A 23,762-nucleotide genomic window follows, 5' to 3' on the forward strand; every position below is an offset into this window, starting at 1 on the left:
TGATAGTCGATGTAAAAAAATCAATAAAGCGTTTAACCTTGATTTTTTGTCACGATCACACCACGTTCAACCATCGCCGTTAATGTCTGGGTAGCCCCTTGCAATAATTGCTCTTCTGTAAATTGCGGTGCGTGCTGAGCGACTTGCTCAATAACCGTAGCTAAATAAATTCCTGATGTTGACTCTATTATAGATAAGAGTAATGCTGTCATTGCATTGGTAGCTATAAACTGCACTTCATCTTCAGTATCACGATATACAACAAAGTAATGCGGCTGTTGCGATGGTTCTGAAGGTTGAAATTCGCTAGTAATGTGTTGCACTGGGTATTGATAACTTAAATTTCGGGCACAGCTACTAAGGTAAAGCGGTGTGTTACTTAGCTCCGTGGTGATAATTCGTTCCATAATGTCTAGCTGTGTAATCGATACATCAAGTTCTATCCATTCATAATGCGCAAGTTCAAGCATAAAAGCGGGATCACTTTCTAGCATTTTATAGTCGCTACTTAAATAATGAATAAACTCTCCCGCAATATCCAAAAAATAAGGGGATTGGCAATCGTGCTCAGCAAAAAAACAGCGAACTAACTGTAACCAGTCATCATCACTGTAGAGTGTTTTCAGAACCGGGAAACCAGATGAAATAAAGCCATTTATATTATTAAAAAATAAGTCGCGATAGATAGCCATTCGGCGATCTTCAATACCGTTAGGCTTTGGGTGCAATTGTGGTTCACGAATATGCGCCATAAACGCGTGTTGCGTGTCAATAAAGTTCATATCAGGCACTTTCTTTACTCTGAGGTATAGCGTTCTTCGCTTGTAGACAATGAATTATATCCAGTTCTTTAACTAGATCGGGAATAGCAGGAATATTAAAGTCACGCTCTAATAAGGTAGGAAATACCCCGTGATATTTATAAGCGTTATCGAGTAGTTGCCATACAGGGTCTATTACATCTGCGCCGTGAGTATCAATAATTAAATCATCAGCTTCATTGTAATGCCCAGCAACATGGCCATAAGCAATACGCTCTGACGGTAAGTTTGCTAAGAAATGGTCGCCGTCATAGCCATGATTTATTGAATTTACATAAATGTTATTTACATCGAGTAATAACTTACAATCAGCTTGTTGTAATATCTCACTGGTAAATGCAAGCTCGCTCATTTGTTGACCCGGAGCCGCATAATAGGACACATTTTCAATAGCAATTTGCTGCTCTAAAATATCCTGTACTTGCTTAATACGCGGTACAACATGTTTAATTGCTTCATCAGTGAATGGGATGGGCATTAGATCATACATATGACCAGTACCAGAGCAATAACTAAGATGTTCACTAAAGCGCTTTATATTATGTGCATCAAAAAATACTTTTAACGATTTAATAAACGCAATATCTAACGGTTCTGGCGAGCCAATCGATAACGATAAACCATGACAGACAAAGTTATTTGTATCAGTAAGTGATTTAAATTGCTTGGCAAATCGCCCTCCGAGTTTTAGCCAATTTTCCGGAGCCACTTCCATAAAATCAATTTGCTTTGGTACCTGAATGAGTAATTCATCCAACATTTCTCGGCGTAAACCAAGCCCCACCATACCAAATTCATCTTTATTAGATATTCCCATAGATACTCCTTAATTTAAAAAGGCCCGCAAAGGCCTTTTTAATAGAATTAACTTAATGCTATCACAAAGTGATTAGTGGCTACCGCCACATTTACCTTCACCACATTTGCCTTCTTTTTTCGCTTTTGTGTCTTTAGCATCGCCGCCACATTTACCTTCGCCGCATTTGCCTTCTTTTTTCGCTTTTGCGTCTTTAGCATCGCCGCCACATTTACCTTCGCCGCATTTGCCTTCTTTTTTCGCTTTTGCGTCTTTAGCGTCGCCGCCACATTTACCTTCGCCGCATTTGCCTTCTTTTTTCGCTTTTGCGTCTTTAGCATCACCGCCACATTTACCTTCGCCGCACTTGCCTTCTTTTTTCGCTTTGTCATCTTTAGTTTTAGCATCGCCACCGCATTTACCTTCGCCACATTTACCCTCTGTAGCATCAACTTGGTAGCCAGTTACCATTTGCTGAAATTCAAATGGGTTTGCATGAACATCAGCAGAAATAAAACTTGTGCTGCCTACAACTACCGCGCCTAATGTTAACGCAATTGAATTCTTTTTAATTGTATTCATTTTATGACTCTCTCTAAAACATAAAGGTTATACTAAGTAGACCTTGCTAAAAAAATAATATTTCATTCAATCACAACTTTTTATTAATTTTTTACCAGAGCCCTACAAAATACGCACAACAGAAGATAACTATGAGAGTAAAATAAGGATTTATCAAGGTTATATTTATATCCAAGCCACCAGAGAATTTAAGATCAAGGCGATTTATACTGCGTTATTGATTTTAACAATAGAGCCAACTATTACTTGCAACCAATGCCTTACTGAAATCGCTTTTACTCCAACTGAAACTGTATCTTGAGGTGGCTTGGCTATACAGGTAAACTACGCCTCCTTTTCAGTTGTATAAAGTTCCCCTATCATGAAATTAGTTTTAGCGCCTATGGAAGGGGTTGTCGATTTTAAAATGCGTCAACTGCTCACCGAAATTGGTGGCTTTGATCTATGCGTAACTGAATTTGTGCGCGTTATTGATGCCTGCCTTCCAGATAAAGTATTTCATCGCTATTGCCCTGAGCTTCATAATAATGGCTTAACTCGCTCAGGAACACCCGTGCGTATTCAATTACTTGGGCAAGTTGCGCACGCATTAGCTGCAAACGCAGTAAGAGCGATAGAACTTGGTTCACATGGTGTTGATCTAAACTTCGGTTGCCCTGCTAAAACGGTTAATAAGAGTAAAGGCGGCGCTGTACTGTTAAAAGATCCAGAGCATATGTATGAAATCATCAAAGCTGTACGTGATGCTGTGCCAAGCGAGCATCAAGTAACAGCTAAAATCAGATTAGGCTTTGATGATGATAGTAACAGTCAAGAAATTGTTGATGCTGTTGTCAGCGCTGGCGCTAGTAGCATTGCCATTCATGCCCGCACAAAACGTGATGGCTATAACCCACCCGCTTATTGGGAAAAAATTCCTCCATTAATCAAAGGTAAAGATATTGCTGTTGTAGCAAATGGTGAGATTTGGCAAGTAGAGGATGCCATACTATGCCAAAAGCGAAGTGGTTGTGCCGATTTAATGTTGGGTCGTGGTGCACTTTCGCACCCTGATTTAGCACGCAAAATTAAAGCTCATTTTAATGGCGAGCAATATGTCAGTCTTCAATGGGAACATGTGCTGTATCATCTAGTTCATTCTGCTATACACCATGACCCAGCTAAAGATGAAAAGTATTTTGCTTCTCGTACTAAGCAGTGGTTGGGCTATTTAAAACGTCAATATAGCCAAGCTGATATTTTATTCGATGAGATCAGGCGTCTTAAAACAAAAGAAGACGTTGCCGATGTTTTGAAAAAATACGCTATTGCACCTTAATTTGACGCACATCATAGTGCGCTTTTTTTTATTGATGAATACTACAGCATTGCTCAATGGGGAAACTAATAATGATCAATGCTCAAAACCACCTGCTTATACTAAATGGCGAATTAAAGAAAGTAAGAACGTCTTTACTCTCAGCACTGTCGAACTCAAGTAACCTATTACACCATTCGCTCGTTGAAACATTAAAACAAAATAATCCAGAGCACTGGCTAGAATTAACTGATAGGCAGCTTGGGAATGAATATAGATCGCTTATTATTCGTCTAGAACAGCTAGAAGCCGCAGTTTGCCAAGTGGATATTGGGCAATATGGTTATTGCTGTGACTGTGAAGAAAAAATTGACTCGCAACGTTTAAATGCAGATCCAACAATTCAACGTTGTGCCAGCTGCGAGTCTAAGATAAAAAGTAATTAGTTCACGTTTACTTTTTATCTAAAAGAAATGAAAAGCTAAAGCTCGATCCAGGATAAAAAACAATATCCTCAACCAAGTATTGAGCTTGCTGCGGTGTTAAGCTTAAGTGCTTAAGCAAGTTAACTTTGGCTTGTTGTGGTGTCCAAGCATGGTAGTGAATACCAACGTCGGTCTCCATCATCGCCAACCAAAATACTTGATCTGGTGCTGTTAGCTCTGATTTTTTACTTAACACAGCTTTAGTAAGGTCTTGATAATTTTGTGCCCAGTCAAAACCTATGCTCTCAATCGCGGTTGGTTTGAGCCACTGCTCTAATACTGAATACTGATGATCTAGCGCCAACGTCAATCCAAAGCTTTCCCTTTGTCTTACTTTTAATTCAGACTGTACCGCTACCAACCAATTTAATGGAGGCTTAGTCATACCAGAAAAATAATTTAATTTACTTTGATACCATGGACCCCCATTCGCTAAGCCATGTAAACCTGCGCTTCCTCTAGGTATATAAGCTAATAAGTACTCATTAAAACCTTGTAATGCTAATTGTACATTTGAAGGTAAGCTGGGCCGATTTAAACTTACACTCACCTGCTGTTTTAACATACCCAATTCGATTGAATTTAGCTTTAGATTGCTTTCCTTGGCAAGTATCAACTGCTGTTGATTAAAATTAATCCAGCTTGCTATCTGCTGTGATATATCGAGCGTCTGATTATAGTTAAGCATATTTTCAAGCACAGGAATATGTGCTGGCCAGGGAAAATAGCGCTCAGGAAAACGCTCAGCAATAATTAAATAATCCAACAGCCTTTGCTCTGTTGGCTCTAAATCAAACGTATTAATTCCTTGATAAATTAAATGCCGTTTTTCTAAATAAGCGTTTGTGAATGGCCATTGCTCCTCACTCACTTGCTTAATTGATCCGTTAGTTTTTAGTAATTGGTTTAATGTTTGCAGGGTCTGTAAAGCATGATCTTTTGTTTGATACTGCGTGTGACTTTCACCACATCCACTTAATAAAAAACCGAGAAAGCACACCGTTAGTAAATGTTTTATCATGAGTATAATCCAATAAAAAAAGCCCCTATGGGGCTTTTTATAAATTGCTACAGCAAATTAAAGTTAAATCTTAACACCGTTGCGAGCGGCTTTATCTTTAATATAAGTTGACCAACCTTTTGCAAACTTACGTGTGCGAGGGTCATCCATTGCTTTAACAATAGCAGCATAAGCTTGCTTATACTTTTCTTGATAGTAGTAAGCTTCTGCTAAATCTGTATATATAGTTCCTTTCTTATCAGAACCTAATTCCAGAGCTTTGTTCAAACGAACAACGGCTGCACTATAGTTTTGCGACTGAAGCAATAATGAACCTGCTTTACGATAAAGCTCAGCATCGCCATCAAATTTTGCCGCTTCTTCATAGTACTTAGCTGCTTTCTCTATTTCTTGAGAGCGATGGTAATTACTTGCCACTGCAGAGATATTTTGTTTTGTACGTTTAACTTTCTTCTCATTGATCGCATCTTCTAAAACTTTAGCAGCTTTAAAAGGTATTGCATTCAAAGAGTAGAAGTTAGACAAAACTTTATAATCAACTTCAGTTTCAAAGTAGCCATTCTTAAATGCGACTTCCATCGTCGAAAGACCGGTTTTATAGTCTTCCGTCTGGAGGTAGTATTTACCTAAGCCTACCCATGCTTTTTTATCATCAGGCCAAACACGAACAATCTCTTCACCAACTTTAACCATATTTTTATAGTCTTTAAGTTCAAAATAAGAACCTAATTTTAATTGGTAAGGGCCTTTATTTGGCTCTTTTTGAAGTTTAATTGCCTTATCTGCCGGTTCAAAAACATCTTTGAATTTTCCTAGCTGATGATTCGCTTGGGCGATGCGTGTGTAAACAGTTGCATCTTCTTGACCAGTAAAGTCCATCCACGCAACATACGCTTTTTTCGCTTTTTCATACTGCTCTGTGCCAGCTAACATATCACCTAATGTTTTTAAGCTTTGCTCATGATCAGCAAAGTTTAAAATATCAGGCGCCACTGCTAATTGTAGGTATTTAATCGCAACTTTATACTGCTCTTTTTGCGCATACATACTACCTAAGTAGCGATTAACTGTCGCTTTATCAAAGTCATCTGATGGCTCAAGCTCTTTAAGCATAGCAATTGCTTCATCAAGCTTTTCTTCAGCGTAAAGATCGAACGCTTTGATAACTTTCTTACCAACACGCTCTCCCATCACTCTAGTTTTTGCTTTTTTACGCTCTTCTATCTTTGCGTAATCAGGCGCCGCTAAAGCAGGTGCAGTAAATACTGCACCTGAGAAAGACATAAGTACCGCAAGTGCTGTTACTTTAGATAAATTTCTCATACTTGCCTCCTTAATTGCCTTGGTTAAGTTTAAAGTCTAGCTGAACTTGTAAACCAACTTGTTTTTGTGGTTTTCCGTCAATAATCTTAGGACGGTACTTCCACTTACCAAGCGCACGTTTAGCTTCTCTATCAAAGATACGTTTAGGGTCTGCGTCGATAACATCGATGTCAGTCACTCCACCTAGCTCATCAATTGAGAATGAAAGTTGTACCCAACCTTCTTTACCATCACGTGCTGCTTGTGTTGGATATTTAGGTTCAATTCGAACGATAGGTGTCGCATCACCGTCACGTCCAAATGCACCTGGACCACTTAAACCACCTGCCGAACTTCCCACATCGATGCTGCCCATATTAAATGACATAGCACCCGGATTTGGGTTGTTGTTTTCCGGCTGTGGCGGCTGCGGTTTAGGCGGCTGCTTTGGCGGTGGTGGAGGCGGAGGCGGTACACGCTTCCTCTCTTGCACCTTAGATTCAGGCGGATTCGTCATAATTTCGACTATGATCTGCTCTTTTTGTTCCGTATTACGGTCAGCCCCACCAGAGATGAGGAAAGCCATGAAGTAGAACAAGCCGAAAGTAACTGCCCCACCTGCAATCAGTGAAAACAGAAAACGAATCATTACTGATCTCCAGCTATTGAAATTCTCAGGTTATCGCCCGTCGCTTTAATCTGGTCCATAACTTTAACCACTACGCCATGTTTTGCATCTTTGTCAGCTTGCAAAATTACAACTTCAGTAGGTTGTTCTGCTAATAAACTTTCAATTTTTGCTGAAACACGTTCAACATCAACTTGCTGTTTATCAATCCAGATTTCGCCGTTGTCACGAATAGCAATAAAAATGTTAGCATTTTTTTGCTTCGTAGCTTGGGCCGCTTTTGGTTTATTGACCTCGATACCAGCCTCTTTAACGAACGATGTAGTTACGATAAAGAAAATAAGCATGATAAATACGATGTCAAGCATCGGTGTCATATCGACCGTTGCATCTTCTTCTTCACGAAAACGTTGTTTACGTGCCATATTTAATTCTCTCTCTAGTGATGAGGCATACTATCAATAAGTTTGGCTTTCACCATTTTAGCTTTTGTCTCAAGACGTGAGCTAAAAAATACTCCAGATAGTGCCGCAACCATTCCAGCCATTGTTGGGATTGTTGCCATTGAAATACCTGATGCCATTAAACGTGCATTACCCGTACCTTGGCTTGCCATGGTTTCAAAAACCGCGATCATGCCTGTTACCGTACCAAGTAAGCCAATTAAAGGACAAACAGCTACCAATGTTTTAATCAACAACATACGCTGATCTAATTTTTCAGACGCTTCAGAAATCCATGCTTCACGGATTCTGTGTGCGTACCAAGACGTAGTGTCTTGGCGGGCATCCCACTTAGCTATAATTCCCTTCGATAAACGAGGAAACTCTGCAAGTAAGAACCAATAGCGCTCAATCATTAAAACCCACATAAGAAAGAGTGCTATCGCGACCACGTATAAAACCTGGCCGCCTGTGCCAACAAAATCCCTGATAGATTCCCAGATTTCCATCAGGACTAGCATTAGGCTTTCTCCTTCTCCGCGTGAGTAGCGATGATACCTGCGCTTTGCTCATCAAGGATGTGTAATACCGACTTACTACGACCCGCAACAACAGCGTGAAGAAGAATAAGTGGTAGTGCAGCAATTAGACCTAGCGCAGTAGTTACAAGTGCTAGAGAGATGTTACCTGCCATGATCTTCGGATCACCTGTACCGAACAATGTGATTGTTTGGAACGTTAAGATCATACCGATTACCGTACCTAGTAGACCAAGTAGTGGCGCGATTGCAGCAAGGATTTTGATAATGTTGATACCAGCTTCAATGCGTGGCGTTTCACGAAGAATCGCTTCATCAAGCTTAAGCTCAAGGTTTTCAACGTCTTGATTCTTATTATCATGATACACTTTAAGAATACGACCCAATGGGTTATTTGTATTCGGTGTAGCAAGATTTTTAAGCTGGCTGTTGATTTTGCTTTTTGTAAGCGTAAGGTCAACAAAACGAGCTAGGAAGATTAATAAACCTAAGCCTAACAACGCAGTGATGATGTAACCAACAACGTCACCTTGATGATAGTACTCTTCAAGTGTCGCTTTTTGTGTATTGATACGTAAGATCGCACCACGAGTTGGATCCACATAAACACCAGCAAAGTTATCAGATGAAGTATTTGCTAAATCATCAATACCTGCAAGGATAAAACCGTCTGGTTGCTTACCTAGTGGCTGAATCGATTTAGTTTCAGGTGAATAGATTAAGTATCCATCATCTGTTACTAAGTTGAAGTTACCAATACGCGTTACTTTCTTGATAGATGCATTACCGTCAAGACCTGCAACTTCAGTTTCAAATGTTGAAACCTTCGCTGACTCAGTCATTTCAGTTTGTAAAGAAATCCAAAGCTCTTCAAGTTCACGAACTGTTGGTAATTCTTTAGCAGCAGCTAATGAACGTAAGATTTCAGCACGGCCTGGCTTTTCAGCAGATACAAGTGACGCTTCAATTGAACCGATTGCATCTTGAGCTGCACGACGTACAACACCAAACATCTCACCTAAAGTACCTTGTGCACTTTGTAGAGCTGCTGCTTTCTCATTCATTGTATTTTCGTTTTGTGCATATTCTTTAGTTAGACGAGTTCCACGCGACTTTTCAGACGCTAATTGGCTTTTCGCTTTATTAAGTAACGCTTGCTTGTCAGCACGAGCAGAAAGAAACTCTTGCTCACGTTGCTTATTGATTTTGCCTTCAGAGATACGCTCTTGTTTTACTTGCTCAAGAATTTTATCTAGAGCAGCAGAACTTGCATGTGCATTAAGCGCGGTACCTGCAGAAACAGACAGTACTGCTGCAACAGCAAAACCTTTAAATAGTTTCTTCATTATTGATTACTCCGCGCCAAAGATTGGTAGTTTAACAAGTTCTAATGTCGCTTGCTTACGCGCCATACGGATAACTTCTTTAACAGGTTTTAGGTATTCATCACCTAATTCTTTCCACTGTTTAGTGTTGTTATCCCAAACCCACGCGTGCTTAAGGTCAAACGATTGTGCAACATAAGTGATACGACCTAATTGGCCGAAATCAACATTTATGCTTTTGCCATCAACTTCTAAAGTACCTTGTGAAGCAGCAACTAAAGAGCTGTATGCAGCTTCAATAGTGTAGGCTTCTAATACTTGACGGAATTTCTCTGATGTAGTTACAGAAGAAGAAACCATTGTTTCACGTAATCTTTCAACACGCGCTAAACGATTGTCACTGTTAAACGGAACGTCCGCTTTGATGAATTGCTCGAGCGTATCGATCATGCGATACATCAAAGGCACAACGTTTTGTTTTGTGTTGTCGATAGTAGCGATTTGACGGTCAAACGATTCAATTTGTGCATTTTGGTCAGCGACCAAACGTGCAACGTGATCGTTGTATACTTTCAAAAGCTCAGTTTCATCAACAATGCTACGGTACTCAGCGATAAGCTCTTGAGTTTGACCGTATACGTTGTCAATTTTAGTTTGAGACTTAACCGCAGCCGTTTGAATTTTTAGACCTGCGTTTTGCACGTCCTTCAAAGGATCTGCAATCACATTGCTGCTTGCGAATGCAAATGCGCCAACCAACGCAGTTGCTACAAGACTCTTTCTGATTTTAACAGACATAGTTCCCAACCAATTAAGTAATGTTACTTTTATAATTTAATTATCCTCCGAAGAAGACAACCCTGATATCTTTTAATAGATATCAACCCTCCAATAATGCTAAATGCAATGCACGCTGTCAACTTGATGTTTGGAATTAACTAGAAATAAATCTTCAGAAGCAACATAAACTAAAATACAAAAAACAAAGGATTAACATAAATGCAACAGGTGGATTTTTCGAAGGTCTATAAAAGCCGCTAACTAACGACGGTTTTTTTTTAAATAAATTAAAGACGCACATAAATGTAACATTTCATGTCAAAGCGAGGTTTTAAAAAAATATTTCAGGAAACTTTAATATAAGCTTAATCATTCAGTAAAAAAGCGTTTTTATGCACGGGTTGAAACAAAAATGAAAGGAATTAGCTGTAAAATGTATTAAATTACACAGGGTGTACTTAACTTCTTACAGCTAAATTTTAAAAAGAGTCTTCTTTTACAAGTTTCGCCAGTGAAATGACTGAGTCAACACCTAGCTTTTCGAATATCTTCGTTTTATAGGTGCTGACTGTTTTATTACTTATAAACAATTTTTCGCCTATATCCTTATTAGATAGCCCTTCTATAAGATATCGCATGACAGTAAGTTCACGCTCAGTAAGTATTTCATCTAGATCTTTATCGTTACTAACCAAATCACCTTGCGGGAAAAAAGTAAAACCACGTAAAATTAATTCAACTGCAGAAGTGATATCTTCTAAGCTCTCAGCCTTATTGATAAACCCTTGAGCTCCCAACTTTGCGGCGGTACGAATTATATGCTTATCTTGTTTAGCGGATAAAAAAAGAACATGCCCTTTATACCCATCTAAAAGCGCGCGTTTATATAAGCTAAAACCGTCAGAATCTTCCAATTCAATATCTAAAATAATAAGCGTGATATTATTTTTCTTTAAAGCATCCAATGCCGCTTTTTGACTAGCGACTGTATATATATCACCAACTAATGCAGATGTACCTAAGGTGGTTTTTATCGCTGCACATACCATTGGGTGATCATCAACGATCAGTACGTTATTTCTAATATTCATTAATTAGCAAACCCTTTACTTACTTTGTAATGCTTAAACTTAGTGTAAACCAAGATAGCTAATTGTTCCTGCTTCTTGCCAAGCATTTTGATGTGGCAATCGTCGCAATCAGTGAATGAACTTTGATAATGAATATAAAATTTACTATGTGTTCTTCATTCAGAAAATATAATTTATGTTATAGATGTTAATTCTAAAGTATAAGGATAACGAATATAAACAAACTGATACAGGATAAAAACAAGGATGAATATAAAATTCAGTAATTGGGATGCGGAATGATTTAATAAATAATGTTTTAGTATTGCTAAAAAATGTAATTTTATAAAAATTTGAGGAAGATTATGGTGAAACAGGACTCTGTTTCACCACGATGAACTTAGGTTCACATAATAAAATTATGCTAGTTCTACGTTCTCAGCTTCAGGGCCTTTTTGGCCTTGCTTGATGCCGAAAGACACTTGCTGGCCTTCGCTTAGAGTGCGAAAACCTGAACCAGTGATAGCGCTGAAATGTACGAATACGTCAGGGCCATTCTCTTGTTCAATAAAACCAAAGCCTTTAGCTTCGTTGAAAAACTTTACTTTACCAGTAACCGACATACTAAATTTTCCTGTAAGTCAATAATTAAAATTCAGCCATATTATTATGGCAATATCCTCCCTGAGTCAATGCCCAAAAATCTGGAGGTATAGTACAGGAACAAGTAATAACCTAACCGGTAACCTTAAACGCAGCACAATATCCGTAAATTCAATACGCAAAAACTCAAAGCAATATAAGATTAGCACAATAAAAACGTTTTTGCTCTATTAATTAGTAAATATTTTGTCTGCCAATTTGCAATGCACGAAACACTATCTAACTGATTAATTTTAAAACTAAAAACGTACTTTAACTATAGGCTAAACCGCGATTTATTTAACTTGCCACTCAATAACTGATTCAGCTTTTATTGGTACTACGTGATCACCACCAAGCGGGTAACTTGCTGGTACTGTCCATGGCTGTTTTATTAAAGTAACGGTGTCTGTGTTACGTGCTAAACCATAGAAATCTGGACCATAATGACTTGCAAACCCTTCAAGTTTATCTAAAGCCCCAGCATCCTCAAAAGCTTCGGCATAAAGCTCTAATGCAGCATGAGCTGTGTATGCACCCGCACATCCGCATGCAGCTTCTTTTTTGTCTTTGTAATGCGGTGCAGAGTCTGTACCCAAGAAAAACTTTTTACTTCCGCTAGTCGCAGCGTCTATTAGTGCATGTTGGTGCGTGTTGCGCTTTAAAATAGGTAAGCAGTAGTAATGAGGGCGGATCCCACCGGCAAGCATATGATTCCGATTATAAAGCAAATGATGTGCTGTAATCGTCGCTGCAACATTTTCTGATGCATTATTAACAAAATCAACAGCATCTTTAGTCGTAATATGCTCAAGAACAATTTTAAGCTCAGGGAAGTCTTTAACAACATCAACCATAATAGTATCTAAAAATACTTTTTCACGATCAAAAATATCGATTGAAGAATCAGTAACCTCACCATGGATCAATAATAACATCCCCACTTCTTGCATGGCTTCCAGCACCGGATAAATGTTTTTCATGGATGTAACACCAGAATCAGAATTCGTTGTTGCACCGGCTGGGTATACTTTTGCAGCGACTATTTTACCAGTTGCATGCGCTTTTTTTATTTCTTCTGGTGAGGTTTTATCTGTTAAATAAAGCACCATCAATGGTTCAAAGCTGCCTTGTGGGCCTGCAGCCATAATACGCGCTCGATATGATAAAGCTGTTTCAGTACAAATTGCGGGCGGTACTAAGTTAGGCATTATTATAGCGCGGCCCATATATCGACTAATATCACGAACGGTATCTTTGAGTTGATCACCATCTCGTAAATGAACATGCCAATCATCTGGACGAGTTATAGTTAATGTTGACTGAGTATTGAGGGCTTTATTTGTCATTACTTATTTCCACGGCTGAATTTAGTTGATCATATGCATATGATTCATCTGAGTAAAGATTTTATTGCCCTTTTTTACTCGGACGTGTTGACCTTTCGTGGTTGATTTTGCAGCAGTCTATTTGGTATTTAGGCAAGGCAGAGCCTGTGTAGTGTGGTTGCTCCCCATAAATAGGCGATAACGCAGTATAAATGCCAAACATGCGCTACCCAAAGGGTTCTTACTAGGGCCTTATAAGGACTCCCCCACAAATTGTGAAAGCATTGCATCTTCAATACCTTGGCTGTTCGTTTGTATTTACACACTCACGTTGTTTTTTCATATATACTTTGTTTATAAGTTAATATTCCGTTAACGTATATTTATATGAACTATAAGAATTAGAAAAACCACACGTGCCTTATGAAAAATAAAATAGATTTATCTTCTGCTCTTGAAGTAAAAACAGAACAACTGAGCATTATTAATCAGTTTTCATCAAGCTTATTACAATTAGATAGACTCGATGAACTGTTTGAATATGCCACGACAGAAGTCGTTAAACGCTTAGGTTTTGTCGATTGTGTGATATATATCGCCGATGAAAAAAATGCCACCCTTCATGAAGTCGCATCAATGGGCGTATCTAACTCAGCGAGTGATTACTCCATAGAACGTAGTATCATTAATTTCAATCAAGGGATCACCGGTTATGTTGCATCAACAGGTCGCGCAGTAATTAGTGGCGATGTAAGTACAGATAGCCGTTATATTGCTGATGCCCGCCCTGCCAGATCAGAGCTGTGCGTTCCATTAATTTACAAAGAGAAAATTTTAGGCGTTATTGACTGCGAACACCCAGTACACAATTACTTTACTGATGCTCATTTAGAAATTTTAACCACTGTGGCACATTTACTAAGCGCCAAAATTAATCATGTCAATACTGTAGAAAACCTACAGCAAACAGTCAGCCAGCTAAATACGGCACAAAAGCTTGAAAGTACATTATTGCAAATTGCTAATTTGACTTACCAAGCAAATGATTTAGATACATTTTTAGAGTCACTTCATGGCATATTGACAAACCTATTAAGGGCTGACAACTTCTTAGTTGCACTTTACGATAAGCAAATAGACATTTTGGACATCGTCTATATTGTTGAGCAGGGTGTTCGCTCAAATGCTCATAAAAAAATATCAAAAGAGCAACTTAAAAATACGGCTTCATATTATTTGCTCAATTCAGAACAACCTTTATTACTAAATAAAGAAGAATACCAACAACACATTCAAGCTGGCCATTTTAAAATGGTGGGCAGGCAGTCAGAATCGTGGCTGGGTGTCCCTTTCAAAGTAAGTGATAACATTAGTGGTGTAATTGTTGTACAGAGCTACGATAAAACACATCATTATGATGATCATGATTTAGCGCTTTTAACTTACGTGAGTCGCCAGATCAGTCTGACAATTGACAGACAGCTCTCACGACAAGCACTCGAATATCGCGCCTTACACGATGAGTTAACTGGGCTGGCAAACCGCTCCTTACTGATTGATCGTATTAAGCATGCCATTTTAAAACTGACTCGTACCCCCAAAGGCACTTACCATGCTTTGCTCTACCTCGATCTTGACCGTTTTAAAAGTATTAACGATTCACTTGGCCATGAAGTTGGTGACCATTTTTTAATCGCCATTTGTAAATCCATTAAAGCAACCATCCGTAACACAGATACCTTTGCACGATTGGGCGGCGATGAATTTTCAATCCTTATGGAAAATATCACCCATAAAAATCAAGTAACTGAAGCACTAAAACGAATAAAAAAAGCCTTAGCTGAACCACTTAACATTGATGGGCATTTACTCCAAGCCTCAACAAGTATTGGTGTTGCTTTTTGCGATAATAAAAACGATAAAGCTTATAAGCTATTACAGCATGCTGATGCGGCTATGTATGAGGCTAAATCGAATGGCCGCAGCCAAGTTCGCTTCTTTAATAATACCATGCGTAAAAAGCTAAAAAGTCATGCTGATATTGAAAATGATCTACAACACGGTATTGAGCACAATGAATTTGAATTGTATTTTCAACCAATTTTTACCATTGGTGATTGTCATGTAGTTGGTTTTGAAGCTTTAGTTCGCTGGCATCACCCAACAAAAGGCTTTGTGCCACCCAATGATTTTATTCCAATTGCAGAGAATACCGGTCAAATTATTAACCTTGATCTACATCTGCTTGAGCTGGCTGCTAAACAAATTTCAACTTGGCAACAACAGGGAAAGCGCTTTTTACGGATCACTGTCAATGTGTCGTCGCGGCACTTTGCGAGTCTTGATTTCGTCTCACAAATTCATGCAATTTATAATACCTATCAACTGCCTTTAGGTTCTTTGTGTTTAGAAATAACTGAGTCAGGATTAATAGAGAACCTTGAGCTGGCAACCAAAATTATTGAAGGTCTATCACCATTAAAAGTTAAACTGTGCTTAGATGATTTTGGTACAGGCTATTCAGCACTTGGCTATTTACATCAGCTCCCTATCCATGTGCTAAAAATTGATAAAAGCTTTATTGATCACCTCAAAGACACGCCGACTCCACTTGTTGACGCTATTTTATCATTGGCATCATCACTTGAACTTGATGTAGTTGCTGAAGGCATTGAAACCCAACAACAATTAACCACACTACAACAAACAAAATGTAATTACGGGCAAGGTTTTCTAAAAGCCAAACCATTGCCTGCATGCCAAGCTATCCTCTTAATTGATCAACCACTTTAAATAGCTCACAAAAAAGCCCCGATAAACAGGGCTTTTTTGTATCTGAGTCTCTAAATCAACCAACTAACCAATGTGCCATAAGCGCTATTACCGGAAGTGTTACCAAGGTTCTCAGGATAAAGATTGTGAACAACTCCAAAATGTTCACGGGGATTTTACTGCCCAGTAATAGTGCACCTACTTCCGACATATAAATTAATTGCGTCACGCTCATTGCGGCAATGATAAAACGCGTTACATCACTTTCAATCGAACCTGCCGCTAAAATTGATGGAATAAACATATCGGCAAAACCAACCATAATTGTTTGCGCAGCGGCTTCAGCTTCAGGCACTTGTAATAACTCTAAAAACGGAATGAATGGCATACCTAGATATTGAAAAACCGGCGTATATTCAGCAATAATCAATGCAAATGTGCCCACAGCCATTACAACTGGTAATACAGCAAACACCATATCAAGCGCGTTATGAACGCCTTCTTTTAATGTTCCCTTTAACCCGGGTGCTTTTTCAGCCTTAGCTAATGCAACATCCAATGAATGCTTAAATAACGTTTTACCTTCAGGTACTAATTCAGCGTTAACATCAGGCTTCGTACCGTCAATTAATAAGTCTTTTTTAAAGCGTAACGGTGGTAATCGAGGTACTATAATCGCGGCCACAACCCCGGCTAAACATACCGTTGCATAAAATGGGGCAAATAGGTATTCCAGTTTTACTTGGCCAATAACCACTAAACAAAAAGTGATTGAAACAGCAGAGAAAGTGGTACCAATTATCGCAGCTTCACGTTGTGTATAGTATTTATCTTCATATTGACGCGCGGTCATTAAAATTCCTACGCTCCCATCACCCAACCAAGAGGCAACACAGTTAACCGCACTACGCCCTGGCACCCCAAATAATGGACGCATCACTTTCGTTAATAAAGTCCCCACTAATTCAAGTAAACCAAAGTTAAGCAATAAAGGAAGTAATAAACCCGCTAAAATAAATACCGAAAATAATACAGGCAGTAAATCTTTTAATACCAGAAGCCCTGTATTTTCAGACGTTATCGCATGAGGTCCAACTTGAAAGTAAGTTAATAGCACAAACAGCATACCTAGTAGCCTAGTGACTAACCAAATCCAACTCACATTAAACAAATGATTAAGTAAGCGAAATTTTGTTAAGCTTTTTGGCTTTAGTACACTGAATATAATCGACATTACGCCTGCAACACAAATAACAAACGCGATCAGACCTAAAGCAATATCTGCAAATGAAGCCTGCACTGCTTTAGCCATTACCGCAATTGGTATCGTCATGATCTCGCCAGATGGAACCGGTGTCATAAATAAGAACACGCCAATCAAAGAGGGGACTAAAAAGGCAAACCATACTCTTAAATCGTAGCTCTTTTGATGCTGCTGCGGGCTGGGTGAGTTTAACTTAGACATATTTTCAACCTGTTAAAACCACAAAAAGAGCCAAATGCTCTTTTTGTGGTTATTATTTTATTTTTGATTAAATTTTAATACCGCGCTGACGCAAGGCATTTTCTAATGCTTGTTGTAGATCGTTCATAGTGCCAGGCTCCAATGTTGCCCCTTTATCATCCATCCAAGTTAAACTAGTGCCGCCCTCTTTCGTTCGGCTAACGAGTATTTGGTATTGCCCTTCATCAATTGGTAATTCAGCAAGTTCATCACCCCAAATTGAATCCCAGACGCTTGATTCAGGCTTTTTATAGTCAGCCGTTATAAGGCCTTTTTCTTGGTTTATCTCTACAATTGTAAAAGATAAGCGCTCTAAGAAACCAGAAAAGCGCTCAAAAATAACTGAGTAATCTTGCTCTGTTACCAATGCCGCATTGCCTTTATTATCAAAGCCCATCTCAAGAGAAATAATGCCTTGCTGCTTACGCATTTCAACCTGAAGCTGACGGTAGCGATAATCAAATTCAGCAATTACTTGATTTAATGCACGTACTTCTAACTGTTGCTGCAAAAGCGGCGTTAGTTTTTCACTTGCACTTTTATAATCAACCAGTTTAGAACTCAACGAAGCTGTACGCTGGTGTGATTTTTCTTCCAATGTAAAAATAAAACGCTGTTGTGATACAGGCGCACTATCAGCAAACCAGCCATCATCTGGTTTTATAATTGAGTACCAATCGGTTTCAATCGTACCCGTTGTATTATCTTCTTTTTGCACTCGTGTTTGTTGTTCAGCCAAAACAGCTTTAACCGATTCAGTGATAAATTTATTTAAATCGACAATGCCGTCATTTTTATCAAAAAATACACGCGCTTGTTTATCCGTTTCTTCAACCCAGCTGCCTTTAGCTACAGTTAAAACCTGTGCTGGCGGGCGGTAATTTGTGGAATCTGGATTATTATCATAAGCAGCCACTTCCATTTTATAAGTGGGGTCTTGCGCTGGTTGCGCCAATTGCCCAGGCACCTGTACTGGTGCAGTTGCACGATAATTACGTTTATGATGCGCTTCATCAGTAAAAACACTACATCCTGACAAGCCTACCAATACACTCACTGCAAGCGCTTTTGGGATCCAATACTGCACAGATAATTCTCCTTAGCATACCCTTAATTGTTTTAACAAATATATGAGTGGGTTATGCCGATTTGGTTCAGTGTAAAATCAAGATTAACTTTACATTTCTTATTTTTATGCAAAACCCGTTGTTTTGAAGAGCCACTCAATACATATTATGAGCGCGGTTATGCAAAATTTTAACTATGGTACTTTCCCATGCCACTAAAAACAAGAAACACCGTGATTTTATACGGTGTAAATTAAGGTGCTCTGTAGTTTAGCACCTAATTTGTGTTAAACTTCGCCGCCATACAGCCACTATTACTGGCTTAGCTCGCGCTGTCTGTTGTAATAAACATAACTTAGGTATTTGAATTTATGACTGTTTTTTCTAACCATCAGATCGTATTAACTGCAATTGGCGAAGATCGCCCTGGTATTGTTAGTGAATTAACCCAATTAGTCAGTGACTGTCATTGCAACATCATCGACAGCCGCATTGCCATCTTAGGTAATGAGTTTACGTTTATTATGTTGTTATCTGGTGACATGTCTGCAATAAGCCGAATTGAACACACCTTGCCTCTCAAAGGCATGGAGTTAGGTTTGCTGACTATGATGAAGCGCACAGCCAGTCATAAACAAAGTGAATTTTGTGCAGGCTATACGCTCGAGTACACTGGTATAGACACCCCTGGCACACTTAGTAAAGTAACTCGCTTCTTTGCAGATAATCAAATTAGCATTTGTTCTCTAAAATCAGATACGTTTGATGAAGATGAGCATGTAAAAATGCGCTGTGAAATTGAGTTTAATATTCCCGTAGACGTTGACATTGATACCTTTAAAGTTCAATTTGAGGATCTATCACGCACCCTTAACGTAGACTATATTTTTAGACGCATTCGATAAGGAATAAACCATGAATACAATCAGTCCATTACAAGCAGGCGATAAAGCGCCTAGCTTTAGCTTACAAAACCAAGATGGTGAGCTAATCGTTCTTGAAGAGTTATTGAAAGACCAGCAAGTACTCGTGTACTTTTATCCAAAAGCATCAACACCTGGCTGCACTGTGCAAGCTGAAAACCTACGAGATGAAAAAGACGTATTAGCGCAATTAAATACCCGCGTTGTTGGTATAAGCCCTGATCCGGTTAAAAAATTAAAGAACTTTGAAACGAAAAAAGACCTTAATTTTGACCTACTCTCAGACGAAGATCACGCCATTGCAGAAGCATTTGGTGTATGGGGCTATAAAAAATTCATGGGCAAAGAATACGACGGTATTCACCGTTTAAGTTTCTTAATTGGTCAAGATGGCAAAATTACACACTTGTTTGATAAGTTTAAAACCAAAGATCACCATCAAGTGGTGTTGGATTATTTGACTAAAGACTGAGCTGTAAGCTGTTAAGAATATACATAAGCGTTGCCAATGTGCAGCGCTTTTTTATTGGCAATAGTAAAATAAGCCGTCCCTCTAAATTGATAGTTACAAAACAGAGTGGATGTTGAGCTATCGCTATCTAGCCACACAATCACGTATTTACTGTTAATGCCGGCTTGCGAATTGAATTTAATGATTAACGAGAAGTTATTAATACAAAACTCTCGTGTATCAGTCAAAATACAGTGATGATATTACCACCGTAGGTTGATTTGAGTAAAACCCAACGAAAATACAGGACCAAGCAACTTAATAGCATGAATAGGTGAAGTGTGTCGCGAGTAAAAGCGCAGATTCCCAGTGGTTATGATGTCTGAAGTCAAGATTTGTCACATTGGTCTTTTCCTCTTGGGGTCTACTTTATTCCTCTTATTTACTTAGCTACCGTTATTCACCAATAAACTCAATTGAGAAACCTTTGCCTTTTTCTCCTGACACATAAACTGTAATACTTTTTTCTTTATTCAAGAATTGATAATTGAGCTTTTTGGGGAAATCATTACTGGCAACTTTAGCAACATAGAAAATCTCCACAGACATTTCGACTAACCGTAAAGTTTCAGTACTTACAATTTTATCCTTTTCGATCGAATACTTTTAACCAGAGCCTTCAAAAGTTTTGTCACTTATCCGCTTCCATGATTCATTAATTTACTACTTTCAGAATTCCAATTACCAACAAGCCATGTTAATGATTCAACCGTATCACAAGCTTTTGATTCAATTAGTTACTCCTGTTTCACGTAAAATATAAAGTGAGGATTTGATGTTATTTTAGTTGGCATTTTGAAAGATATTACAGGTGCTTGAATGGCTTATTTGAGGTAAGTCAAACTTATGTAATGCTCTGTAATATTAAAAAACTCAACAAAAAAGTAGACTTATAATTCCAAAACTTTTGCACTATTAAGCGATCAATTATCGCTATTTTAATACAAATACAAGAGAGTTATGAGGAATAGCCTAATGGAAACGGAAACGCTTACGAACGGACGCATAAATATTAATGCGCATGCCCTACAGTTACTGAGAAAAAAAAGCTTTAAGTCAAGAGCAGCTGGCTCAAGAATGTACCGATAAAAGGCTGCCTATTTCAGTTTCATCAATAAAAAGAGCTGAAGCTGGGAAAAAAATACTCTTTAGAACATTATCTATATTTGCACGCTTCTTTCAAGTCAGCATTGACGTATTACTTCCTAATTCGCCTATCCCTGTTTGGTTATACACTCATTTAATGAAGCAATCAGTAGATCCCTGCCTAGGTAGAGAATGGGAATTACATCAATTACATTCATTATTGAGTTATGCTGAAAGTCAAAACTGCACCAAAACCATTTATATTTACGGTATAACTGGCAGCGGGAAAACCCATTTACTTAATCACTTTATTGATTGTGTTAAATCTGCAGGAAAACGTAATTTAGCGTTTAGCCAACCACATAATTGCCCTGCTCATAAACTCAAATTTTCGATCTTTAATTTTATAAAACAACTACTGCAAATTGAAAGTACTGCCACGGATATGGTGATTACAAAAAAAGTAAATTTAGTCGCAAGTTCTTCTCTAAGTTATTTAAGGACCCTGCAATTATTAGGGTTTTCTCTCAGTAAAAATCAACGTAACACGCTAGCAAAGCAAACACTCCAGCAAATGAATAAAATAGATCAGCAGATAGCCTATGATTTAATTGATTATGCAGTTCATAAAAGAATCGCACTAATTACTATCGATGATGTGCATCATTTAACCTATACACAGATTCAATTTTTACGCTTATTCATAGAAATACAATACGCACAGCCTATTTTATTTATTCTTATTGCCCAGCCAAAAGATCTACTGACCTCGCCACCTGATTGGTTGTCTCTTGCGCACACCATGCCATTAAAACAACTCAGTCTAGACGCCCAAACTCGCTTAGCAAAACATTGCCTTGCCAAAAAAGGGTTTGCTATTGCGAAATATCAAACTGAAGTAAAAGTGGCAATAGAGCGCGCTGCTGGCAACCCCGCTTTTTTACAGCAATTACTGCTCACTCCTGATTATCAAAGCTTCCAATCCACTAAGTTACAACAATTTATAGACAATACACTGGCCGATATGCCGGTCGAGCTTACTGAGCTTTTCCAATATGCGGCTTTACAAGGATTTCATTTTAGTGCCAGCCAATTAACTCAATTTACGCATAAAAAACATATTCATGCACCGCTGTGTTTAGCCCAAAAAATGTTGAGCAGCGGCTTAGTCGTACGTGAATCGGATCATTACAGTTTCTCACATCCGTTAATTTGGGAAGGCATTAAAAACCATCAGCCTCTATTGATTAAAAATTCAGTTAAATAATACAAGTGAGCCGGATCTGAGCCGGTATAAGCAACGATAAAAAAATATCTTTTCGTTGAACTAAACAATATGCGCATTCACATACCCAAAATTTTGCATGCGCATATTTACTTCTATTCAATGAAAGGAAAAATCATGTCTGCACAGTTGAAAACAACGCCAAATACGCTCTCTTGGATTGGCAATAATACTGATGACCTAAATTATAAACAAATTATTAGCCAACTCAAAACCGATCCCGAGCAGTTTTGGCAATACTGGTTAAGGTTGGAAAAAAAAGTATTTAATTACTGTTTGTATAGTTTAACTAAAAATTTCCATGATGCTGAAGATCTGTCTCATGACACCATGCTAAAAGCTTATCAAAAGTTGCCGGAAGCAAAATCAGATATAAAATTACAGGCTTGGTTATTTCAGCTTGCCCGTAATCATTATTTTGACCAATTAAGAAAAAATCAGACGTACTTTAAATACCAAACGGTGCTGTTAGCTGAAGAGCAAGATAACGAAGCTGAAATATTTAACGAGGTCGTTAATAAAAGCACCAGTTGTTTTATTGAAAAGACAATTAAAAATATGCCGGAGAAATATCGTATAGTCGCGTTAGATTATTTCTTTAATGACAAATGCTACAAGCAAATCAGTCAGGAACAAGCACAAACCGAATCTCAAATTAGAAAATTGATTTTTCGTACCCGCAAACATATCACTCCACTAATTGTTGATTATTTAGTTAATTAAGTTGGAACAGAACTTAAGTCTTAAACGTTTATATAACAGCACCACAAAACACTGAGTGAAATAAGATACTTTAAATTAAGTATCTTATTAATAACTTGGTAAAACGGCTGATTAATTATCCGAAACAGGATCTAGGTTCTAAACGCTTATATGACAGAGTAGTAAATGAACATAATCAGAAACTAATATTAACACTAAGGAATTCAATATGTTTTGTGATACTCAGATCACCTATATTAATAAATCATTGAATAAAGATATGCCTAAAATATTTGTCTTCGCGACTAACGAACTACCCTCGTTTAACGCGTTACAAGATGGTATTGCCTGGAAAGTCATTTCAAAGATAGGTAGAGAGTCAATGAGCCGTTTTACTTACCCGGCTCAAACTAAAATATTTGCAAGTTGGGGAGATGACTGTAACCAGACCAGATCTTTAAATTGTACCCAAGGTAAACGTTATACGGTGACAGAAACCAACACAGGAATAATATTAGTTGAAAATGGTAATGCCGTCAGAAGTGATGAAATAGAGCTAACCAATGAGATAAAAGTTCAAAATGGTGTAAGTGCTTACTTGAGTAAAAATGATAGCGTGTTAGTGCGGAAAAATATTGTTGCTTATGGTCAAAAAGCATCATTCCGTTTGTTACCTAAACTGTACTGGGGGATCGCATCTGAAATTAATCAATCGGATGCTATAGGTTCAGCCGTACTAGATTCAGATAACTTTTTTGTGCAAAACCTGGAAAGTGTTTCGATGGCTACTGTGTCATTAAACGGAAATGCAAAAGAAGGGTACACATTTAAGATCGAAGATCAAAAATAAAAG

The 23,762-nt window shown here is 38.2% G+C and carries 24 protein-coding genes; 8 read left to right on the forward strand and 16 right to left on the reverse strand.

Annotated features, from left to right (window positions below; translation table 11 throughout):
• Nucleotides 1-32 precede the first annotated feature (32 nt).
• From HH219_RS13870 to HH219_RS13880, 3 genes are all read right to left on the reverse strand, one after another.
• Nucleotides 33-782, reverse strand: coding sequence for a putative DNA-binding domain-containing protein (locus HH219_RS13870; RefSeq protein WP_169327811.1), 750 nt, complete (start codon nucleotides 780-782; stop codon nucleotides 33-35).
• A 1-nt stretch (nucleotide 783) separates the two neighbouring features.
• Nucleotides 784-1,608, reverse strand: a complete 825-nt coding sequence (locus HH219_RS13875) for a DUF692 domain-containing protein (RefSeq protein ID WP_169327840.1) — start codon at nucleotides 1,606-1,608, stop codon at nucleotides 784-786.
• 102 nt (nucleotides 1,609-1,710) lie between these two features.
• The gene (locus HH219_RS13880; protein WP_054455047.1) at nucleotides 1,711-2,199 is read right to left on the reverse strand and encodes a hypothetical protein; all 489 of its coding nucleotides are present in this window, start codon (nucleotides 2,197-2,199) and stop codon (nucleotides 1,711-1,713) included.
• 361 nt (nucleotides 2,200-2,560) lie between these two features.
• On the opposite strand from HH219_RS13880, the gene HH219_RS13885 reads away from it, so the two are divergent.
• Nucleotides 2,561-3,517, forward strand: a complete 957-nt coding sequence (locus HH219_RS13885) for a tRNA-dihydrouridine synthase (RefSeq protein ID WP_169327812.1) — start codon at nucleotides 2,561-2,563, stop codon at nucleotides 3,515-3,517.
• Nucleotides 3,518-3,588: 71 nt separating this feature from the next.
• Nucleotides 3,589-3,942 (forward strand): TraR/DksA C4-type zinc finger protein, encoded by a 354-nt coding sequence (locus HH219_RS13890; protein ID WP_054205757.1) that lies wholly within the window; start codon nucleotides 3,589-3,591, stop codon nucleotides 3,940-3,942.
• Between the two features lie 7 nt (nucleotides 3,943-3,949).
• Here HH219_RS13890 and HH219_RS13895 read toward each other — a convergent pair whose 3' ends face one another.
• The 10 genes from HH219_RS13895 to pyrC form a co-directional block, all read right to left on the reverse strand.
• The gene (locus HH219_RS13895) at nucleotides 3,950-5,002 is read right to left on the reverse strand and encodes a hypothetical protein (protein WP_054205756.1); all 1,053 of its coding nucleotides are present in this window, start codon (nucleotides 5,000-5,002) and stop codon (nucleotides 3,950-3,952) included.
• A 63-nt stretch (nucleotides 5,003-5,065) separates the two neighbouring features.
• On the reverse strand, nucleotides 5,066-6,325 hold the full coding sequence (locus tag HH219_RS13900; protein ID WP_169327813.1) for a hypothetical protein: 1,260 nt from the start codon (nucleotides 6,323-6,325) through the stop codon (nucleotides 5,066-5,068).
• 10 nt (nucleotides 6,326-6,335) lie between these two features.
• Nucleotides 6,336-6,953, reverse strand: coding sequence for an energy transducer TonB (locus HH219_RS13905; RefSeq protein WP_054205754.1), 618 nt, complete (start codon nucleotides 6,951-6,953; stop codon nucleotides 6,336-6,338).
• Nucleotides 6,953-7,357 (reverse strand): biopolymer transporter ExbD, encoded by a 405-nt coding sequence (locus tag HH219_RS13910; protein ID WP_054205753.1) that lies wholly within the window; start codon nucleotides 7,355-7,357, stop codon nucleotides 6,953-6,955. Before HH219_RS13910 ends, HH219_RS13905 begins: the two co-directional genes overlap by 1 nt.
• Before the next feature lie 14 nt (nucleotides 7,358-7,371).
• Nucleotides 7,372-7,896, reverse strand: a complete 525-nt coding sequence (locus HH219_RS13915; RefSeq protein ID WP_054205752.1) for a MotA/TolQ/ExbB proton channel family protein — start codon at nucleotides 7,894-7,896, stop codon at nucleotides 7,372-7,374.
• On the reverse strand, nucleotides 7,896-9,260 hold the full coding sequence (locus tag HH219_RS13920) for a MotA/TolQ/ExbB proton channel family protein (protein WP_054205751.1): 1,365 nt from the start codon (nucleotides 9,258-9,260) through the stop codon (nucleotides 7,896-7,898). Before HH219_RS13920 ends, HH219_RS13915 begins: the two co-directional genes overlap by 1 nt.
• Before the next feature lie 6 nt (nucleotides 9,261-9,266).
• The gene (locus tag HH219_RS13925) at nucleotides 9,267-10,037 is read right to left on the reverse strand and encodes a DUF3450 domain-containing protein (protein WP_054205750.1); all 771 of its coding nucleotides are present in this window, start codon (nucleotides 10,035-10,037) and stop codon (nucleotides 9,267-9,269) included.
• 461 nt (nucleotides 10,038-10,498) lie between these two features.
• A complete protein-coding gene (locus HH219_RS13930; protein ID WP_054205749.1) occupies nucleotides 10,499-11,110 on the reverse strand; it encodes a response regulator transcription factor in 612 nt (203 codons plus the stop codon).
• Between the two features lie 398 nt (nucleotides 11,111-11,508).
• Nucleotides 11,509-11,712 carry a cold-shock protein gene (locus HH219_RS13935; protein WP_054205748.1) on the reverse strand — a complete coding sequence of 68 codons (204 nt, stop codon included), beginning with the start codon at nucleotides 11,710-11,712 and terminating at the stop codon, nucleotides 11,509-11,511.
• Nucleotides 11,713-12,027: 315 nt separating this feature from the next.
• Nucleotides 12,028-13,080 (reverse strand): dihydroorotase, encoded by a 1,053-nt coding sequence (pyrC, locus tag HH219_RS13940; RefSeq protein WP_054455044.1) that lies wholly within the window; start codon nucleotides 13,078-13,080, stop codon nucleotides 12,028-12,030.
• A 402-nt stretch (nucleotides 13,081-13,482) separates the two neighbouring features.
• Here pyrC and HH219_RS13945 point away from each other — a divergent pair, with 402 nt between their 5' ends.
• The gene (locus HH219_RS13945; protein WP_169327814.1) at nucleotides 13,483-15,852 is read left to right on the forward strand and encodes an EAL domain-containing protein; all 2,370 of its coding nucleotides are present in this window, start codon (nucleotides 13,483-13,485) and stop codon (nucleotides 15,850-15,852) included.
• Between the two features lie 55 nt (nucleotides 15,853-15,907).
• On the opposite strand, the gene HH219_RS13950 is transcribed toward HH219_RS13945, so the two are convergent.
• Nucleotides 15,908-17,296 (reverse strand): YjiH family protein, encoded by a 1,389-nt coding sequence (locus HH219_RS13950; protein WP_169327815.1) that lies wholly within the window; start codon nucleotides 17,294-17,296, stop codon nucleotides 15,908-15,910.
• Between the two features lie 67 nt (nucleotides 17,297-17,363).
• Nucleotides 17,364-18,422: an outer membrane protein assembly factor BamC gene (bamC, locus tag HH219_RS13955; RefSeq protein WP_054455041.1), complete on the reverse strand. Its 1,059-nt coding sequence runs from the start codon at nucleotides 18,420-18,422 to the stop codon at nucleotides 17,364-17,366.
• Nucleotides 18,423-18,773: 351 nt separating this feature from the next.
• Between bamC and HH219_RS13960 the strand changes: the two genes are divergently transcribed.
• Nucleotides 18,774-19,307: an ACT domain-containing protein gene (locus tag HH219_RS13960; RefSeq protein ID WP_054205743.1), complete on the forward strand. Its 534-nt coding sequence runs from the start codon at nucleotides 18,774-18,776 to the stop codon at nucleotides 19,305-19,307.
• A 10-nt stretch (nucleotides 19,308-19,317) separates the two neighbouring features.
• Nucleotides 19,318-19,797 (forward strand): thioredoxin-dependent thiol peroxidase, encoded by a 480-nt coding sequence (gene bcp / locus HH219_RS13965; RefSeq protein ID WP_054205742.1) that lies wholly within the window; start codon nucleotides 19,318-19,320, stop codon nucleotides 19,795-19,797.
• A gap of 435 nt (nucleotides 19,798-20,232) precedes the next feature.
• Here bcp and HH219_RS13970 read toward each other — a convergent pair whose 3' ends face one another.
• A complete protein-coding gene (locus tag HH219_RS13970; protein WP_161803887.1) occupies nucleotides 20,233-20,385 on the reverse strand; it encodes a hypothetical protein in 153 nt (50 codons plus the stop codon).
• Between the two features lie 694 nt (nucleotides 20,386-21,079).
• Here HH219_RS13970 and HH219_RS13975 point away from each other — a divergent pair.
• The 3 genes from HH219_RS13975 to HH219_RS13985 all read left to right on the forward strand — a co-directional run bounded on the left by HH219_RS13975 (nucleotide 21,080) and on the right by HH219_RS13985 (nucleotide 23,759).
• Entirely contained in the window at nucleotides 21,080-22,189 is a 1,110-nt protein-coding gene (locus tag HH219_RS13975) for an ATP-binding protein (RefSeq protein ID WP_169327816.1), read from the forward strand.
• 135 nt (nucleotides 22,190-22,324) lie between these two features.
• Nucleotides 22,325-22,930 carry an RNA polymerase sigma factor gene (locus HH219_RS13980; protein ID WP_054205734.1) on the forward strand — a complete coding sequence of 202 codons (606 nt, stop codon included), beginning with the start codon at nucleotides 22,325-22,327 and terminating at the stop codon, nucleotides 22,928-22,930.
• Between the two features lie 208 nt (nucleotides 22,931-23,138).
• A complete protein-coding gene (locus HH219_RS13985) occupies nucleotides 23,139-23,759 on the forward strand; it encodes a hypothetical protein (RefSeq protein ID WP_054205733.1) in 621 nt (206 codons plus the stop codon).
• The last annotated feature ends 3 nt before the right edge of the window (nucleotides 23,760-23,762 follow it).

The organism is Pseudoalteromonas sp. NEC-BIFX-2020_015 (assembly GCF_012952265.1).
GTDB lineage: Bacteria > Pseudomonadota > Gammaproteobacteria > Enterobacterales > Alteromonadaceae > Pseudoalteromonas > Pseudoalteromonas neustonica.